This window comes from Paractinoplanes deccanensis (genome assembly GCF_016862115.1).
Classification (GTDB): Bacteria; Actinomycetota; Actinomycetes; order Mycobacteriales; family Micromonosporaceae; genus Actinoplanes; species Actinoplanes deccanensis.
The window spans coordinates 1-538 of record NZ_BOMI01000260.1 but is presented as its reverse complement, the minus strand read 5'-3'; the positions used below and the strand labels follow the sequence as shown (position 1 = coordinate 538).

Below are 538 nucleotides of genomic sequence, written 5' to 3'. Positions count from 1 at the left end.
TGATGCGCCACATGGTGTGCCGGCTGCGGGGGTCGAGGCCGGTGGTGGGTTCGTCGAGGAAGATGATGCGGGGGTTGCCGACCAGGGTCATGGCGATGTCGAGGCGGCGTTTCATGCCGCCGGAGTAGGTGGCGGCCGGTTTGTCGGCGGCGTCGGTGAGGTCGAAGCGGTGCAGCAGGTCGGCGGTGATGCGGTGGCGGTCGGGTTTGGGTAGGTGGTGCAGGTCGGCCATCAGCAGCATGTTCTCGGTGCCGGTGATCAGGCCGTCGACGGCGGAGAACTGGCCGGTGACCCCGATCGTGGAGCGGACCTGCTGGGCCTGGCGGGTCAGGTCGTGCCCGCCGACGGTGGCGGTGCCGGCGTCGGCGGTGATCAGGGTGGACAGGATCTTCACCGCGGTGGTCTTGCCGGCTCCGTTCGGGCCGAGCAGGGCGAAGATCGTTCCTTGCGGTACGGCGAGGTCGACGCCGTCGAGCACGACCTTGTCGCCGTACGACTTGCGCAGCCCGTACGCCGCGATAGCCAGATCTGTCATGGG

Annotated in this window: 1 protein-coding gene; it reads right to left on the bottom strand. The window is 68.8% G+C overall.

What is annotated here, in order from left to right; genetic code table 11:
• A partial coding sequence (locus Ade02nite_RS48915) for an ABC transporter ATP-binding protein (protein WP_203778304.1) occupies window positions 1–535 on the bottom strand: 535 nt, incomplete at its 3' end.
• Between the last annotated feature and the right edge of the window lie 3 nt (window positions 536–538).